We start from the raw sequence: 16,301 nt of genomic DNA on the forward strand, positions 1-16,301 counted from the left end.
TTACCAGCTTGGTACCATATTGGCCGCCTTCAGCCGCGGATAAAGGCGCGCCTGGGCGGATTTGACGTCCGCCTCGAGGCTGTCGTCGACGACAGTGGGCGTGATATTGTCGAGGCAGGCGGTGATATGCGCCGTGATCGCGTTCATGAGCGAGAGCGAAACGCCCGGCCGCTTCATGATGCCGATCTGCACCGGCGGCAGCGCCGGGAAGCCGTCCGCCTGGCTCAGTACCTTCATGCCTGTCCGCAGCGCCGATTCCGGCATTACCGAAACCGCCATGCCGGCAAGCACGGCAGCGGCAACGACGGTGCAGGACCAGCTGGTGAACAGGATCTGGTGCTCACGTCCCACAGCATCGAGTGCCGAGCAGGCGAGCTGGCGCCACTGGCAATCGCGCCGGCCGACGGCAAGCGGCACCGGGGCGTCGTCGCGGATCGGATGGTTGGCCGAACCCACCCAGCAGAGCGGCTCGGTTCTCACCACATCGGACATGCGCTCGCGCGGATTGTGGGTGACGAGCGCGATGTCGAGTTCGCCCTTGTGCATGCGCTCGGCCAGATCCACCGAGGGCTCGCAGACAATATAGAGCTCGACATTTGGATGCGTCTTGGCGAAGCGGCCGATGATTTCGGGCATGTAGCGGTCGGCATAATCGTCCGGCGTGCCGATGCGCAGCATCCCCTCCAGCCTGTTGTCGTCGAAAGCCGCAATCGCCTCATTGTTGAGGCGGATGATGCGCCGGGCATAGTTGAGCAGCTTTTCTCCCTCGACCGTCAGCCGGTTGCCGCGGCCGTCCTTGATGAACAGCTGCTTGCCGATGCGCTCCTCGAGACGGCGCATCTGCATGGAGACGGCCGATTGGGTCTTGTAGACCCTGTCGGCGGCCTTGGTGAAGCTGCCGGAATCGACGATGGCGATGAAAGTCTGCAATTGGTCGAGATCAAGAGGCGCGGACATGTTTTCACCCATAAAGATAGCTGATGATAATCATTAGAAACATTCGTTGGACTGATCAATAGGTCTTTGGCATCTTCGGGATGCAAATCAAGCAAAGTGAAAGGACAGACGCCCTGCCTGTCCGAGCCAATTCAGCCTTGCTCCTTCCCGCACGACCTCGCGGGGAGGGTGGGGTGTTGCGCGCCTGAAAAAAATCGAAAGAAAGGAGAGTCCCATGCGGATGACAGACAGAACAATAGAACTCGACTGCGGCAAGCTCACCCCGACGTTTTCCCAGCGTCTGGCAGCAGGCCTCGCACCGTTGACCTCCCTCTTTCGCGGATTCCGCAATCGAATGGAGATCAACACGCTGCACGATCTGAGCGACGCTCAGCTGAGGGATATCGGCCTTAGCAGGGCCGACCTGACCTCCGCGTTCCTGGCGTCGACCTTCTTCGAGGACCCATCGGAACATCTGACGCGCTCGGCGCGCAATCGCTGGCGCCTGTCGTTCTTTCGCTCCCACGAAGAGTAGGAGCGTCGAATTTCCCCGCAGGGTGATAGCCAATAGCCCTGCCGCTTGACCCGGTGATCGGCTTTCCCAAGCCATCTCCGGGTTTTTTTATGCGCTAAAGCATGTCGCGCTAAGTGTGCGCGGTTTTGCGTTAACGACATGCGCAAAAATCTAAAGCATGTCGCGCTAAAGTGTGCGCGGTTGTGCGATAACGACATGCGAGAAACCAACGACCTAAAGCGTGGCAAGAGAATCTGAAAGATCGCGACGCGCTTTAGTGCGCTATTCGCTCTTTTCCGAGGAAGGCTTCGGCCGATAGGTTTCGAAGATCGCTTCCAGGTTCCGCTGGTAATTCTTCTGCACTTCCAGTCCGCTGTCGAACATGGCGTTCAGCATCTCGGTATAGCTGTCGGCATTGACCTTCGCCTCTTCCTTCGGCGCCTCAGGCGTCTTGGTCTCGGCTGCCGGCTGCTGGCCGAGCCCGCCCATCATCTCCTGGAAGGCCTTGGCGAAAGGATTGTCGAGGAAGGGGTTCGGCGTCTGCGTTGGGGCAGGCTTCGGCACCGAAAACATCTGCTGCATCGCCTGCGTAAAGGGATTGTCGAAGACGCTGGGCTCTGGGGCCGGCTTCGGCGCGAAGCCGGTACTCTCAAGCCATTTCTGGATGGTCTCGCCCATCGCCGTATTGACGAAAGGATTGACCGGCGAGGCCATCTGGCCGGTCGTCTGCTTGAAGAGCCCGCCCATCAGCGTATCGGCCAGCACCGGCAGCATCCGCTTGTAGATATCTTGGCCGATGCCGGTCATCTGCGCGGCCTGGGCGGCGACCGCGCGCGAAACCTCCTTCGAACCGAAGAGTTGGGCAAGGATATTGTTGCCGTCGGAAATGCCCTCCGGCGTGAACGCCCGGTTCATATCCTCGAAATATCGCGCGTAGTTGCCGGAGGAGACCGCCTGCATCAGCCCGACGAAATCATAGGGATTGCTGGTGCTGCGTTTCAGCCCGGCGGAAAAGGCCGGCATCAGCGCCGCCATCGCCTTCGTCGCCTGTTCCTGCGCAAGGTTGAACTGCCGGGCGATCGCCTCCATCGCCGCGCCGTTCTGCGCCTGCATCATCATGTCGAAGAGTGGCAGCATGGAAGTTCCTTTCCCCCGGTCGTGACGCGTTGTAACGCCACTATAACCGGAAATGGCAATGCGCAAACGGCTTTTTGCCATAAGAACTTAGCCTGATGAGGCGAAAGCGGCCATAACGACGGCCGGCCGTCATCCTCCGTCGGCCTATATGCTATCCTCACCGGAAACCGATCCCTGCGCGCCGGCGTTCTTCTTCCATGGCAGAAACCAAATTCTCCACTGGTCACGACGAGGCGCCGCCGAATGAAGACGGTGCGAAGCCGGGTGCTGACATTTCCTTCCCCTATGACAGGATGACCGTCGAACAATTCCGAAGACGCTTCCCCCGTGCCCGCTGGAGTGATGCCCGCAAGGCCTGGTTCGTTCCCGGGCGGACGGCGTCCCGCCGCATTGGGCAATGGCTTGCCGAGATGGAGGCTGAAGCCGACGCCCATGCCGATGCGAAGGGCCGAGACGCCTTCGCCTTCGATCCCATCGACAGTCCTTACCTGGAACTCGGCAAGGCAGGCTTTCGAATCCGCACGCCCTATTCAAAGACCATCGTCGACGAACTGCGCGAGGTGCCATTTTCGCGATGGGATGGCGATCTCAAGCTATGGCACGTTCCCTTCCGGGCCTATGAGGAGCTCAGACGCCGGTGGCCGGAGATCGAGGCGGCGGCGCGCAGAAACGAGCCGGAGGAGAGACGACGTCGAGCCGAAGAGCGGAAGGGGACCGAACAGGATGTGCGCAGCAAGCTCCGCTCGGCAGAACGAAAGCGTCATCGCTACCCGCTTCAGAGCGACGACTTGCCGCCGATAGGCCGTCCTGTGGTCACCGCTTATGGAATCGTCGTCTTTACCGAAATCTCAGGTGAGCTGGTCGACCCGAACGTCGTGACGGACTTCTATGCCGGCGTGACCGAGGATCACGTCTGGGGATATTGGCGGGTGCCCACATTGGAAGAACTCGTCCGCAGCTGGCCTGCGAAGATGCCACCAGTTCAGGATGCCGAGTGGTGGCTACCGACGATCGAGGAGCTGAGGCCCGCCCGTCGCACGGCAAGATCGCGCGAAGCCAGGAAACGCGCGAAGACGCTGTGACCGCAGCTTGCTACTGCATATTCCTTGAATCGATTCCGATTTAGGGAATTCAGGGGCTCAGTTCAGTACTGATAGTCCTCGAACACCGGTTCGACCGAGCCCTGCCAGCGGCCGTGATAGAGCGACAGCAGATCCTCGGCGAGCGTCGCCTTTTTGGCGAGCACTTCTTCGAGCGGCGCCAGGAAGATGCTCTCGTCCTGGCCTTCCCGGTTGAGCCTGCCTCGCGCCTTGAGGCCGGCCCGTGATATACCGATCACCTCGCGCGCCATGTCGAAGAGCGGGTGCCCGCGGAATTGCGCCTTCAACCCTTCGGCGGGAACGGCGTTGCGCAGCGCGCCGATCTCGGCAAAACTCCAATCCTTGGTCAGTTCGTCGGCGGCTTCGAGGGCCGCATCGTCGTAGAGCAGGCCGACCCAGAAGGCCGGCAAGGCACAGATGCGCCGCCACGGGCCGCCGTCGGCGCCGCGCATTTCGAGGAAACGCTTCAGCCGCACGTCGGGGAAGAGTGTCGAAAGATGGTTCGTCCAGTCGCCCATCGTCGGCGCCGGATCGGCGACCTCGCCCTTCAATGCGCCGTTCATGAACTGGCGGAAGGTGACATGGGTACAGTCGTGATAGCGGCCGTCGCGGACGATGAAATACATCGGCGCGTCGAGCGCCCATTCGGCATAGTCACGGAAGCCGAAATCGTCGCGGAAGGTGAAATCGAGCAGGCCGGCGCGCCGGTTGTCGACATCGCGCCAGATATCGCCGCGCCAGGAGAGCAGCCCGTTCGGTTTGCCCTCGGTAAAGGGCGAGGATGCGAAAAGCGCGGTCGCCAGCGATTGCAGCTTCATCGAGACACGCATCTTCTTGCGCATGTCGGCTTCCGAGGAGAAGTCGAGATTCACCTGGATCGTGCAGGTGCGGTACATCATGTCGAGACCCTGTGTACCGACCTTCGGCATATAGCGGGTCATGATCTCGTAGCGTGATTTCGGCATCTGCGGGGTTTCCGCATAGGTCCATTTCGGACTGCCGCCGATGCCGAGGAAGCGGATGCCCATCGGCTCGGCGATTTCGCGCAGCGTCGCCAGATGCTGGTTCGATTCCCGACAGGTCTCGTGGATCGTCTCCAGCGGTGCGCCGGAGAGTTCGAACTGGCCGCCTGGCTCGATCGAGATCGCGCCCATGCCGTTCTGCTCGGCAAGCCCGATGATGTTGCCGCCGTCGGTGATCGGCTCCCAGCCGCTTTTTTTCTGCAGGCCGGTCAGGAGGGCCGAAATGCTGGCATCGCCAAAATAGGGAACCGGGCTGTTGTCGGCGCGGAAGAAGGCGAATTTCTCGTGTTCGGTGCCGATCCGGAAGCGCTCCCGCGGCTTGTTGCCCGCGGCGATATAATCGGTCAGATCCTGGACCGAAGAGAGCGGTGTCTGGTCGGTAGTGTCGCGGGCCATGCGGGATACCTGTATTCAAAAAGGCGCCCAGGGGGCCGGGCAATTGGAAGGGTGATTTGGACCCAAGCCACCTATGTTGCAAGTGAAATTCTTTCAACGACGCATCAAAAAAATAGCGCCGATTTCCATGTCAACCCGTTTTCGAGGTCAATTCCAGTCGCCGATCGCCGCCTGCACCACCGCCAGGGCCGCAACGGCTGCCGTATCGGCCCGCAGGATGCGCGGTCCGAGCGGAATGGCGGTGACGAAATCAAGGCTTCGCAACCGCGCCCGTTCCTCTTCCGAAAAGCCGCCTTCCGGCCCGACGAGCAAAGCGAGATGTCTTTCCTTGATCGCCGACAGCACCGGCAGCGGGTTTTGCCCGGCATCGCCCTCGTCGCAATAGATGATGCGGCGCTCGCTCGGCCAGCGGTCGAGCAGCTCGAGAAGCCTCACCGGCTCGGCCACATTGGGAATGCCGAGGATGCCGCATTGCTCCGCCGCTTCGACGACATTGGCGCGCAGCTTGTCGAGATTGGTGATCTTGCCCTGGACGTGCTGGGTCATCACTGGCTGCAGCAGGCCGGCTCCCATTTCGACCGCCTTCTGCACGAGATAGTCCATCCGGCCGACCTTGAGCGGCGCAAAGAGATAGTGCAGGTCGCAAGGCAGCGGCTGTGGCCGCGTCTCTTCGGTTGCCGTCAAAAGGACGCGTTTGCGCGTGGGGAAGGTAAGCGTCGCCTTCCACTCGCCGTCGCGGCCGTTGAAGAGCAAAATCTCCGCACCTTCCTCCATCCTCAGCACATTGCCGAGATAGTTGAACTGATCGGCATTCGCCTCGACGACGGCGCCGCTGGAAAGCGGCGCGTCGACGAAAAGCCGTTGCATACGGAAATTGGCGCGCATTTAAAAAACTCGGGATCTCAGACGAAGAGCGCGAACATAACCCAATAAATCATTGCCGCAAGCGCTGCCGAAACCGGCACGGTGACGATCCAGGCGGCGATGATCGTCATGAAATGCGAACGGCGCACGAGATAGCGCCGCCGCGTCTCGTGGATATTCGGCTCCTCCGGCTCGTCGATATCAAAGCTCTCGGCCTTGCGCCTGATATAGGCGATGCGGCGCTTCGAATGGCGCGTGTACCATTCGCGGAAGAATCCGACGCCGAAGACGGCGCCGACGGCGATATGTGTGGTGCTGACCGGCAGGCCGAGCCAGGAGGCGACGATGACGGTGAAGGCGGTCGACAGCGCAACGCAGTAGGCCCGCATCGGATTGAGCTTGGTGATCTCCTCGCCGACGAGGCGGATGAGGCGCGGCCCGAAGAGCAGCAGACCGACGGAGATGCCGAGGGCGCCGATCAGCATCACCCAGAGCGGCGGATGCCCGATGCCGCCGTCGCCGCCGATGCCGACCGAATGGACGATCGCAGAAAGCGGTCCGACCGCGTTCGAAACGTCGTTGGCGCCATGCGCGAAGGACAGCAGCGCTGCGGAGCCGATGAGCGGCAGCTTAAACAGCACCCGCAGCGAGCTGTTGCGGTTTTCGAGCTCTCGCGCTTGGGCGAGAATGAGCGGCCGGGCGGCAAGCCAGCTCACCAGCCCGATACCGATCCCGATAAGGATGATGGTGAAAGACTGAAACCTGCCCGTGGGCGACAGCTGCAGCACCATATAGGCCATGAAGCCGCCGGCCATCACCGCGACCAGCACCGGCACCCAGCGCTGTGCGGCCGCGATCTTGTCGTCGCGATAGATGATCAGGGTCTTGACGAGATAAAGCAGCCCGGCCGCGATCAGCCCGCCGATCAGCGGCGAGGTGATCCAGCTCGAGGTGATCTCCAGCATCACCCGCCAGTTCACTGGCTCCGGCCCGACGGCTGAGATGCCGGCGCCGATCACCGCCCCGACGATCGCATGGGTGGTGGAGACTGGCGCGTTCATCCAGGTTGCAAGGTTGATCCAGAGGGCTGCGGCCATCAGGGCCGCCATCATGATCCAGCCGAGCAGCGCCGGCGGTACCTGGACGGCGTCGACAATGTTTGTGGAAATCGTCTTGACGACCTCGCCGCCGGCGATCGTGGCGCCAAGAACTTCGAAAATCGCGGCGATGACCAGTGCCTGGCCCATCGTCATGGCGCGCGCGCCGACGGCGGCACCCACATTGTTGGTCACGTCATTGGCGCCGATGTTCATCGCCATGTAGCCGGCAAGGGCCGCCGCCGCGATGACGAGCATCGCTCCCGGCCGGTCGAATACGTAGACACCGGCAAAGAGCATGGCCAGACCGACGAAGATCAGCCCGAGACCAGGCGGCACCAGCCGCCGCAAAACATGCTTCGCCGCGTCCTCGGCATGGGTGATCTTGTCGAGGTCCTTGTCGAGCGTTCGTTTCGTGAGGACTGCGGGACGTGGCGGCATTCTTTTTCCTGAGGATGAATCTGCTTCTACGCTGCTTTCCTAGCAGCGCAAGATGGCAGGATTCATTCTGCTGGAATTTGTTTCACTGCCGGAATTTGTTTTGCCGCCTTGGCCGAAAGCCTGTCGGCCATCATTTGTTTGAAGGCGAGGAAAAGGTGGCGGAGCTCCGGTTCGCGCACGCGCCCGGCCGCCTCGTCGAACGAGACCCATTCGATGCGGCGCTCGCCCTTTTCCTTGAAGTTCTTCGCCATGTCGGTGACTTCGAGTGCATAGACCTGCACCTTGCAGATCACCTGCACCCCATCGCGCAGCACCTTCGGATAGGTGTAGGCGCCGAGCGTCTCCGTTTCGACTACGCCGCGGACGCCGGCTTCCTCGAGGGCTTCCTGCACCGCGACCTCATGGGCGTATTTTCCAGTCATCGGCCAGCCCTTGGGAATGACCCAGCGACCGGTATCGCGGCTCGTCAGCAGCAACACTTCGACGGCACCGCTCTTCTTCTTTACCCGATAGCAGAGCGCACCATATTGCTGTCGCGGTGGACGCCGGAACATCAGTTGCACATCGGAAGCCAGTCGGGCGAGAAGAGTCAATTGTCGGGTCACCTTCGCAGTCGTCGTTAGGAATCACTCATATACATATATCACGGAAAGCTTACTCAATCCAAAATAGGCGTGACGATTCGAAACACGATTTGATCGCCGTTCATAGGGAAATCGAGGCGGGACAGGCTCGGAAAATCCGTCACGCCCTGTCTCGAATGCGTCACATTGCACAGCTGTACAATATGGCGTGATCTTGCCTTTCGTTCAATGGCGAGATCTAGTGATCCACTATGATTTTGTGAATGTCGTCGCCATGCGTCTTCCCCCGCTCAATCCCATCCGCGCCTTCGAGGCCGTCTGCCGTCACGGCAGCATTCTGAAGGCTGCCGAAGAGCTGAATGTGGTGCGCGGCGCCGTGCGCCAGCAGATCGACACGCTGGAGAATCACTTCGGCCGCAAGCTCTTCCTGCGTGACGGCCGCAGGCTGATCCCGACCTTGCAGGCAAGCGCTTTTGCAGCCGCCGCGAGTGCGGCTTTCGACATTCTGCAGCGCGCTGCTTCGGAGCTTGAAGGTGTGGTGCCGGGCCGCATCCGGCTTGGTGTCCCCTCCGCCTTCGCGGTCTGGTGGCTGATGCCGCGCGCAGCAGACATGCAGGCGAGCCTCGGCGATACCGTCGACATCGTGCCGATGACCGTGGTCGAACCGCTGCAGATGCACCCCGAATTGGACGCCGTGATCATGGGTGGCGAATACCGGCCGGCCGGGGGCATCACCGCCCTGCGGTTCATGGAGGACGAATTCGGCCCGGTCGCGACGCCTTCGCTTGCCGCGACGCTATCGAGCGGCCCGGCGGCCATGGGTGCGCTGACGATGCTTGTCAGCCGCAGCGTTCCGAAGCTCTGGGACGAATGGTTTGCCGAAAGCGGCACGCCGCCGGTCGTCTTTTCCCGCGCCCAGGAATTCGAGGACTTGCTGCTGGCGCTGGGTGCTGCCCGCTCCGGGCTTGGGGTCGCGCTTGCGCCACGCGCCTCGATCGAGGACGATCTCAAGCGCGGGCATCTGGTCGCGCCCTACGGTTTCATCTCCCGGCCACCGGGCTATAGCCTCTGCTGTCGCACGCCGGATGCGAAACGGCCGGCCTTTGCCGCCTTGGCCGGCTGGTTGCTCCGTTGCGGGACATCAGGCTGAAAGGGCAGATTTTCTGCCCCTTCGCCAGAATTACTTCCATATTCGCAGCCCTGTTGCTCCGCTAAAAACAGCACCAACACGCAAATAGGAAAGAGATGATGGAAAAGAGCGCAACCCGCATCGACTGGATCGGCAGCAGCTGTCGGCTGCTTAAGGCGACGGCGGCCGAATTCGAGCGGACGCGTCCTTTCGAAGGCCTGTCGATCGGCACCGGCATTCATCTCGAGCCGAAGACGGTGGCGCTGCTGATGACGCTTCGCGCCGGCGGCGCGCGTCTCGTCTGCACCGGCAATCTCAACAGCACCCAGCCCTCGACGGTCGAGTTCCTGCGTTCCCAAGGCATCATGGTCTTTGCCACGCAGACGACCGATCCCGCCGCTCATCATCAGAGCCTCGAAGCAGTGATCGCCGAAAAGCCCGATTTGCTGCTCGACAATGGCGGCGATCTTTTCGCCATTGCGGCGGAAAAGCCTTACGCCAATCTCCGCGGCGGCACCGAGGAAACCACCTCCGGCCGCACCCGCCTGCTGCCGCTGCGCGAGCGCCTGAACATGCCGATCCTCGTCATCAACGACAGCCCGATCAAGCAGTTCGCCGAAAACAGGCATGCCGTCGGCCAGAGCCTGTTTGAAAGCTATCTGCGCTTCACCAACCGCTCCACCAACGGCAAACGCGTGACGGTGTTCGGCTACGGCGCCTGCGGCAAGGGCACGGCTGCTTGTTTCCGCAATGCCTTTTCCACCGTCAGCGTCGTCGATATCGATCCGGTGACGACGCTCGAAGCCCATCTCGACGGGTTCGTCACGCCGCTTCGCGATGCGGCAATCCGCTCGGCCGATATAATCGTCACCGTCACGGGTTTTGCCGGTATCGTGACGGCGGCCGACCTGCCGCTGGTCAAGGACGGCGCGATCCTGATGAATGGCGGCCATTTCCCGCATGAGATCGATGTCGAGGCTTTCCGCCGCCATCCCGATGTCGCCGGCATCGACCGTTATGAGGCCGATCACATCGAGACCTTCCATTTGAGCGACGGCCGCTGCTTCCATGTGCTCGGCGGCGGTCACATGGCCAATCTCGCCGGCTCGCGGCCGCTCGGCAATACCGTCGAATCGATGGATCTCGGCTTCACCCTTCAGGCCCGCTGCCTGGAGCGCATCGCCAGAGGCGAAGCCGGTCCCCAATCCTGCATCGTGCCTGTTTCCCCCGATATCGATGCGATGGTGGCGAGCGCCTATCTCGATCTGGCGCGCTGAATCGGCTTCAACGCTCCCAGTAGGGGACAGGCCCATAAAGATCCGCCAGATAGTCGATGAACAGCCGCACCTTGGCCGGCAGGAACTGCCGGCTGGGATAGACGGCCGACAGCGCGACATTGTGCGAGCTCTCATAGGCCGGCAGCACCTGCACCAGGCGGCCACTCTTGAGCTCTTCGCCGATATCCCAGGTGGAGCGCAGCGCGATCCCGAGACCGGCGATGACAGCCTCGCGGATCACCTCGCTGGAATTGGTAATCAGCAAGCCTTCCGGCCTGAGACTCAGCGCCCCGTCTGGCCCCTTCAGCCGCCAGGTGTCGTTATTGTGGGCCGGCAGGCAGCGATGGTGTTTCAGCTCGTCGATGTGCTTCGGTTCGCCATGCGCCGCAAGGTAATCCGGCGAAGCGCAGAGCAGCCGGCGCACCGGCGCCAGACGGCGGGCGACGAGGCTCGAATCGGTGAGTTCGGCGATGCGGATCGCCAGATCGAAGCCGCCGCCGACGATGTCGCTGAATTCGTCGGTTAGCACCAGGTTGATCGCCAGCTCCGGATGCGCCTCCATGAAATCTTTCAGATGCGGCGCGATATGCATACGCCCGAAGGAGGTCGGGGCCGAGATCTTCAGCGTGCCGTGCATCTGCGCCGAGCGGCCGGAAATATAGAATTCCGCCTCTTCAAGCCCGGCGAGAATGCCGAGAACCCGGTCGTAAAAGCCCTGTCCGGCCTCCGTCAGCGAGATCTGCCGCGTCGTGCGCTGCAGAAGCCGGGTACCCAGCCGGTCCTCCAGCCGCTTGATCCGTTTGGAGACGACGGCCGGCGAAAAGCCGAGCGCCCGGCCGGCGAGCGACATGCTTCCGGTCGAAACGACCTTGGCAAAGATTTCGAGATCACCCAGATTGGTCATACGGTTTTCGTTACTTTTTCCCCTTTTGGCATAAGTGCTTAGCATTTGCGCCACTTTCGGGAAAGTGCTAAGCCGATCTATCGGCGGCAGGGAGGTCGCGGCCGGTTTCCGTTGTCATCTTCCCGCTGTCATTCCCCGTCGTCAGGGCCAGGGAGAACGCCATGTCCGACGCCATTTCGTTTCTCGAGCCCCGCGCCGACGTGCTGGCGCGCCGCGCCCAGATCGTCGCCGATCTGACCGATCTTCTGCCGCCGGAATGCCTGGTGCATGAGGCGCGCGAGCTGGTGCCGTTCGAGACCGACGCTTTCGTGTCCTACCGCCGCCTGCCGCTCGCCGTCGCCCTGCCGCGCACCACGGCCGAGGTTTCCGCCGTCATGCGTTATTGCAATCGCTACGGCATTCCCGTCGTGCCGCGCGGCGCCGGCACCTCGCTCTCCGGCGGCGCCATTCCGCAGGAGGATGCCGTCGTGCTTGGCCTGTCGAAGATGAACAGCATCCTCGAAATCGATCTGCCGAACCGCGTCGCCGTGGTCCAGGCGGGCGTCACCAATCTCAATATTTCCGAATCCGTCTCCGCGGACGGCTTTTTCTATGCGCCTGACCCTAGCTCGCAGCTTGCCTGCACGATCGGCGGCAATATTGGCATGAATTCCGGTGGCGCTCACTGCCTGAAATATGGCGTCACCACCAATAATCTGCTCGGCGTCAGGATGGTGCTGGTCGATGGCACGGTGATCGAGCTTGGCGGCAAGGCGCTGGATGCGGCGGGCTATGACCTGCTCGGACTCATCTGCGGCCATGAAGGCCAGCTCGGCATCGTCACCGAGGCGACGGTGCGGCTGATCGCCAAGCCGGAAGGCGCGCGCCCGGTGCTCTTCGGATTCGAGAGCTCGGAGGAGGCCGGCGCCTGCGTTGCCGATGTCATCGCCGCCGGCATCATCCCGGTTGCGATCGAATTCATGGACAAGCCGGCAATCGAGATCTGCGAGGCCTTCGCCCATGCCGGATATCCGCTCGATGTCGGCGCGCTGCTGATCGTCGAGGTCGAGGGGTCGGAAGCGGAGATGGACGCCGCGCTGAAGGACATCGTCGAGATCGCCCGCCGGCACGCGGTCAGGACCGTACGCGAATGCCAGTCGGCGACCGAGGCAGCGCTGATCTGGAAGGGGCGCAAATCCGCTTTCGGCGCCACCGGCCGCATCGCCGACTATATCTGCATGGATGGTACCGTGCCGCTCAGCCAGCTCTCCCACGTGCTGAAAAGAACCGCCGAGATCGTCGATCATTATGGCCTGCGAGTCGCCAACGTCTTCCATGCCGGTGATGGCAATATGCACCCGTTGATCCTCTTCAATGCCAACGATCCGGAGGATGCCGCCCGCGCCGAGGCGGCCGGCAACGATATTCTGAGGCTCTGTGTCGATGCCGGCGGCTGCCTCACCGGCGAACACGGCGTCGGTATCGAGAAGCGCGACCTGATGCGGCACCAATATTCCGAGGTGGATCTCGCCCAGCAGATGGCGGCGCGTGCCGCCTTCGATCCCGGCTGGATCCTCAATCCGTCGAAGGTCTTCCCGCTCGAAGGGCGCCCCGCCGCATGATCGATCTGATGCCGAAGACCGAGGAAGAGGCAGCGGCGATCGTCCGCGCCCATGCGGAGAGCGGCCGGCCGCTGGCGATCTGCGGCGGCAATAGCCGCTCGGGCTTCGGCAATGCGGTTGCCGCCGAGGACCGGCTGCGCTCGACCGGGCTTGCCGGGATCGTCGCCTATAATCCCGGCGAAATGGTCATGACCGTCCGATCCGGCACGCCGCTTGCCGAGGTCGAGGCGGCGCTTTCGGAGAGCGGCCAGATGCTCGCCTTCGAGCCTATGGATCATCGCCCTGTGATGGGCACATCGGGCGAGCCGACCATCGGCGGCGTCTTTGCCGCCAATGTCTCCGGCCCGCGCCGGCTGGTCGCGGGTGCCGCCCGCGACAGTCTGCTCGGTGTGCGTTTCGTCAACGGCAGGGGCGAGATCATCAAGGCCGGCGGCCGGGTGATGAAGAATGTCACCGGCCTCGACCTCGCCAAACTGATTGCCGGCTCGCATGGCACGCTGGGTTTCCTCACCGAAGTCACCTTCCGTGTGCCGCCGCGCCCGAAGACAGAGCGGACGGTGGTGCTATCCGGCCTCAACGACGCCGAGGCGGCAAACGCCATGGCGGCGGCGATGGCTCTGCCGGTGGAAGTCTCAGGCGCCGCCCACCTGCCGCTGACGGTGACGTGGAAATTCCTCGCCGGCAAATTGCCCGAGGGCGAGGCGACAGTTCTGCGCATCGAAGGCCTGCCGGGCTCGGTCGACGTACGCATCGAAAAGCTTGCGACGGCAATGTCGGCCTTCGCCGCGGTCACGCGGCTGGAACAACCGGAAAGCCAGAAGCTCTGGCAGGAAATCCGCGATGTGCTGCCCTATGCCGACGGCACCGCGCGACCGGTCTGGCGCGTCTCGGTTGCCCCCGGCACCGGCCATCAGCTGGTCGCAGCCCTCCGCCTTGAGGCAGGCGTCGACGCCTTCTACGACTGGCAGGGCGGCCTCGTCTGGATGCGCATGGAAGCGGACCCCGAAGCCGAGTTGGTCCGTCGCTACATCAAGGTGCTCGGCGGCGGCCACGCGACGCTGATCCGTGCATCTGGTGAGGCGAGGGCGGTTACATCCGCCTTCCATCCGGAGCCTGAGGCGGTGGCGATGTTGTCTCGACGGGTGAAGGAAAAATTCGATCCGGCGGGCATATTCAATCCGGGGAAGATGGGTGGCTGAGATGTTGTTTTCGAGCTATCTGGGAATATTGGCGCCGGGAGATGGAACTACGGTTGGACTTGCTCCCTCTTCTCCCCAGCGGGGAGAAGGTGGCCCGAAGGGCCGGATGAGGGGGGCGGCGCGGCAAATGTCATCTTCGCTTGTCGCTCAGATGCTCGCTCCTTTCGTCGCTCGCCCCCTCATCGCCTCGCTTTGCTCGGCACTTCTCCCCGCGGGGGAGAAGAGGGAGCAAGTGGCTATCGCATCGCTCCGACGTCACGAAACCCGGCGGGAGACCACGTGATGCAAACCAACTTCACCCCGACCCAGCTTCTCGACCCTGATGTCGCCGAATCCGAGCAGATTCTGCGCAAATGTGTTCATTGCGGATTCTGCACCGCCACCTGTCCCACCTATGTGACGCTCGGCAATGAGCTCGATAGCCCGCGCGGCCGCATCTACCTGATCAAGGATATGCTGGAAAACGGCCGGCCCGCCGATGCCGAGGTCGTCACCCATATTGACCGCTGTCTCTCCTGCCTTGCCTGCGTCACTACCTGTCCCTCCGGCGTCGATTACATGCATCTGGTCGATCACGCCCGCGCCCATATCGAAAAGACCTATAAACGCCCGTTCATGAACCGGCTGACGCGCGCCATCCTTGCCGCCGTGCTGCCCTATCCCGGCCGTTTCCGTCTGGCGCTCAAACTCGCCCGTCTCGGCCGGCCCTTCGCCGGCCTGATGCGCGGTGGCGCGCTGAAACCCTTTGCCGCCATGCTGGCGCTTGCGCCGCGGCGGATCCCGACCGCTTCGGACTTCGCAAAGCCAGGCACGTATCGCCCCGAGACCAAACGGCGCGGCCGGGTGGCGATCCTTTCCGGCTGTGCTCAGCCGGTGCTCGATCCTGGCATCAACGCGGCAGCGATCCGCCTGCTGACGCGGTTCGGCGTCGAGGTCGTGATGCCGGAAGGCGAGGTCTGCTGCGGCTCACTGGTCCATCACATGGGCCGCGCCGAACAGGCGCTCGAAAGTGCGCGTGCCAATGTCGATATCTGGATGCGCGAGATCGACGGGCAGGGCCTCGACGCGATCATCATCACCGCTTCGGGCTGCGGCACGACGATCAAGGACTACGGCCATATGCTGCGCCTCGATCCCGCCTATGCCGCAAAGGCGGCCAGAGTCTCGGCGCTGGCCAAGGACGTCACCGAATATCTCGCAACCATCGACCTGCCGGCGCAGATGCCGAAGAGCATCACGGTCGCCTATCATTCCGCTTGTTCCATGCAGCACGGCCAGCGCATCACGCTTGCGCCGAAGCAATTGCTGAAGGCGGCGGGCTTTACGGTTCGCGATCCGGCGGAAGGCCATCTCTGCTGCGGTTCCGCCGGCACCTACAACATCATGCAGCCGGAGATCTCCGCGGCGCTGAAGGCGCGCAAGGTCAAGAACATCGAGGCCACCAAGGCCGATATCATCGCCACCGGCAATATCGGCTGCATTACCCAGATCGCCACCGGCACCGGCATGCCGATCCTGCATACGGTCGAGCTTCTCGATTGGGCCTATGGCGGCGCTGTGCCGGAAAAATTAACAGGTTTGCCGTTAGGCTGAGACCTATTACAGCGCCGCGCATCTTTTCGAGAGCCGCAAAGGACGCTGTCTCGGGAGGTTGGGCAATGTGGCGTGGAATGATCGTATTTGCGGGACTACTCGGTACGGCAGGCACTGCCCATGCTGACAGTCGTTTTTTCTGTTCTGCCGATGACAAGGAAGCGCGCTTCACGGTCGAAAGCGGTTTCGAAAGCGCTGCCGGCCACAAGCTCAACCATTTCCGCGGCGCGCTGATCGTCAAGGATCCGGCCCAAGAGGCCGTATTCGGAAAACGTGTTTTCGAATCGCAGCACCTGACCAACCATTGGTCGCGTGACGGCGAACTGCTCATGGAAGTCTTCGACGGCGGCGAAGATGACACCGGTGGAGCAACGCTGGATCTGGTGGTTGTCGCCGGCGAGCGCGGCAAGCCAGCGGCAAATTTCAGCGGCAGCTATTCCCTGACGATCGAAGGCGGTGAAAAACCCTATGCCGTCGAGGGCAAGGTCAGCTGCGGCACGAAATAGC

General features: G+C 62.5%; 15 protein-coding genes. 8 read left to right on the forward strand and 7 right to left on the reverse strand.

Translation table 11 applies throughout. The features are described from left to right. Positions 1-957: a LysR substrate-binding domain-containing protein gene (locus RlegSU303_RS02390; protein WP_038614725.1), complete on the reverse strand. Its 957-nt coding sequence runs from the start codon at positions 955-957 to the stop codon at positions 1-3. A gap of 214 nt (positions 958-1,171) precedes the next feature. On the opposite strand from RlegSU303_RS02390, the gene RlegSU303_RS02395 reads away from it, so the two are divergent. Next, complete coding sequence (locus tag RlegSU303_RS02395; RefSeq protein WP_065282286.1) at positions 1,172-1,471, forward strand: DUF1127 domain-containing protein; 300 nt, start codon at positions 1,172-1,174, stop codon at positions 1,469-1,471. Between the two features lie 261 nt (positions 1,472-1,732). Here the strand turns inward: RlegSU303_RS02395 and RlegSU303_RS02400 are convergent, their stop codons facing one another. After that, positions 1,733-2,587, reverse strand: a complete 855-nt coding sequence (locus RlegSU303_RS02400; RefSeq protein ID WP_207156380.1) for a DUF937 domain-containing protein — start codon at positions 2,585-2,587, stop codon at positions 1,733-1,735. Between the two features lie 197 nt (positions 2,588-2,784). Between RlegSU303_RS02400 and RlegSU303_RS02405 the strand changes: the two genes are divergently transcribed. Continuing rightward, a complete protein-coding gene (locus RlegSU303_RS02405) occupies positions 2,785-3,669 on the forward strand; it encodes a hypothetical protein (RefSeq protein ID WP_017959120.1) in 885 nt (294 codons plus the stop codon). 62 nt (positions 3,670-3,731) lie between these two features. Here the strand turns inward: RlegSU303_RS02405 and RlegSU303_RS02410 are convergent, their stop codons facing one another. The 4 genes from RlegSU303_RS02410 to RlegSU303_RS02425 form a co-directional block, all read right to left on the reverse strand. Beyond that, the gene (locus RlegSU303_RS02410) at positions 3,732-5,105 is read right to left on the reverse strand and encodes a glutamate--cysteine ligase (RefSeq protein ID WP_017959121.1); all 1,374 of its coding nucleotides are present in this window, start codon (positions 5,103-5,105) and stop codon (positions 3,732-3,734) included. Positions 5,106-5,252: 147 nt separating this feature from the next. Further along, on the reverse strand, positions 5,253-5,990 hold the full coding sequence (locus tag RlegSU303_RS02415; protein WP_017959122.1) for a 16S rRNA (uracil(1498)-N(3))-methyltransferase: 738 nt from the start codon (positions 5,988-5,990) through the stop codon (positions 5,253-5,255). Positions 5,991-6,007: 17 nt separating this feature from the next. Next, the gene (locus RlegSU303_RS02420; RefSeq protein ID WP_017959123.1) at positions 6,008-7,507 is read right to left on the reverse strand and encodes an inorganic phosphate transporter; all 1,500 of its coding nucleotides are present in this window, start codon (positions 7,505-7,507) and stop codon (positions 6,008-6,010) included. A 62-nt stretch (positions 7,508-7,569) separates the two neighbouring features. Next, a complete protein-coding gene (locus RlegSU303_RS02425; protein ID WP_017959124.1) occupies positions 7,570-8,100 on the reverse strand; it encodes an NUDIX hydrolase in 531 nt (176 codons plus the stop codon). A gap of 232 nt (positions 8,101-8,332) precedes the next feature. Here RlegSU303_RS02425 and RlegSU303_RS02430 point away from each other — a divergent pair, with 232 nt between their 5' ends. Next, positions 8,333-9,241, forward strand: a complete 909-nt coding sequence (locus RlegSU303_RS02430; protein ID WP_231283415.1) for a LysR substrate-binding domain-containing protein — start codon at positions 8,333-8,335, stop codon at positions 9,239-9,241. A gap of 98 nt (positions 9,242-9,339) precedes the next feature. Beyond that, positions 9,340-10,497: an adenosylhomocysteinase gene (locus tag RlegSU303_RS02435; protein ID WP_017959126.1), complete on the forward strand. Its 1,158-nt coding sequence runs from the start codon at positions 9,340-9,342 to the stop codon at positions 10,495-10,497. A 7-nt stretch (positions 10,498-10,504) separates the two neighbouring features. Here the strand turns inward: RlegSU303_RS02435 and RlegSU303_RS02440 are convergent, their stop codons facing one another. Continuing rightward, positions 10,505-11,401 (reverse strand): LysR family transcriptional regulator, encoded by an 897-nt coding sequence (locus tag RlegSU303_RS02440; RefSeq protein ID WP_017959127.1) that lies wholly within the window; start codon positions 11,399-11,401, stop codon positions 10,505-10,507. Between the two features lie 161 nt (positions 11,402-11,562). Between RlegSU303_RS02440 and RlegSU303_RS02445 the strand changes: the two genes are divergently transcribed. The 4 genes from RlegSU303_RS02445 to RlegSU303_RS02460 all read left to right on the forward strand — a co-directional run bounded on the left by RlegSU303_RS02445 (position 11,563) and on the right by RlegSU303_RS02460 (position 16,300). Continuing rightward, a complete protein-coding gene (locus RlegSU303_RS02445) occupies positions 11,563-13,002 on the forward strand; it encodes an FAD-linked oxidase C-terminal domain-containing protein (protein ID WP_231283416.1) in 1,440 nt (479 codons plus the stop codon). Continuing rightward, positions 12,999-14,201: a glycolate oxidase subunit GlcE gene (gene glcE / locus RlegSU303_RS02450; protein WP_094086659.1), complete on the forward strand. Its 1,203-nt coding sequence runs from the start codon at positions 12,999-13,001 to the stop codon at positions 14,199-14,201. The genes RlegSU303_RS02445 and glcE overlap by 4 nt, the downstream gene beginning before the upstream one ends. Before the next feature lie 282 nt (positions 14,202-14,483). Beyond that, positions 14,484-15,794 (forward strand): glycolate oxidase subunit GlcF, encoded by a 1,311-nt coding sequence (gene glcF / locus RlegSU303_RS02455; RefSeq protein WP_231283417.1) that lies wholly within the window; start codon positions 14,484-14,486, stop codon positions 15,792-15,794. Positions 15,795-15,859: 65 nt separating this feature from the next. Beyond that, positions 15,860-16,300, forward strand: coding sequence for a hypothetical protein (locus tag RlegSU303_RS02460; RefSeq protein ID WP_017959133.1), 441 nt, complete (start codon positions 15,860-15,862; stop codon positions 16,298-16,300). Position 16,301 lies beyond the last annotated feature (1 nt).

It is taken from the genome of Rhizobium sp. SU303, assembly GCF_021052345.1.
Taxonomy (GTDB): domain Bacteria; phylum Pseudomonadota; class Alphaproteobacteria; order Rhizobiales; family Rhizobiaceae; genus Rhizobium; species Rhizobium laguerreae.